This is a genomic window from Oleiphilus sp. HI0123, assembly GCF_001635315.1.
The window spans coordinates 1-859 of the sequence record NZ_LWGE01001824.1; the positions used below are offsets into that span (position 1 = coordinate 1).

1 protein-coding gene is annotated in these 859 nt (G+C 46.2%); it reads left to right on the forward strand.

Going from position 1 to position 859, the window contains the following annotated elements:
- On the forward strand, positions 1-859 hold an 859-nt coding region (locus tag A3761_RS24550; RefSeq protein WP_197473244.1), incomplete at both ends, for an acyl-CoA dehydrogenase family protein.

Below are 859 nucleotides of genomic sequence, written 5' to 3' on the forward strand. Positions count from 1 at the left end.
TGCTCAGTATGAAGAGATGCTTTATTCTTCTGATATCTCTTTTGGTTTATATGTATGCCTAACTTCTGGTGCAAGTTTGGCAATTGATGCACACGCCACTGAAGAGCTTAAGCAGAAGTATCTACCTAAGATGTATTCTGGCGAGTGGGCTGGTGCGATGGACTTAACTGAGCCGCATGCAGGCACAGATCTAGGTATGATCCGCACTAAAGCTGAAGACAACGGTGACGGTAGCTACGCGATCACAGGTACTAAGATCTTCATTACAGGTGGTGACCAAGATCTTTCTGAAAACGTTATTCATTTGGTCCTCGCTAAGCTTCCTGATGCGCCTGCCGGCCCTAAAGGTATTTCTCTGTTCTTGGTTCCAAGAAACAAGGTTGATGAGAACAACGTTGTTGGCGAGAACAATAATGTAACGGTTGGCTCTATCGAGCATAAAATGGGTATCAAAGCTTCTGCAACCTGTGTCATGAACTTTGACGGCGCTCAAGGCTGGTTGGTTGGTGAGATTAACCAAGGTCTAAACGCAATGTTCACAATGATGAACTACGAGCGTTTGAGTGTTGGTATTCAGGGCTTAGGTGCTGCTGAGCGTTCATACCAGAATGCTGTTGAGTATGCATTGGATCGAATTCAGGGTAGAGCGGCAACAGGCCCGGCTCAACCTGAAAAGGCTGCTGACCCACTAATCGTGCATCCTGATATTCGCCGTATGTTGATGACTATGCGTGCTTACAATGAGGGTGGTCGTGCCTTCTCTAGCTATGTTGCGACTTTCTTGGATACAGCGAAATACTCAGATGACGCTGATGAGAAGAAGCATGCATCAGCAATGGTTGCATTGATGACGCCTATT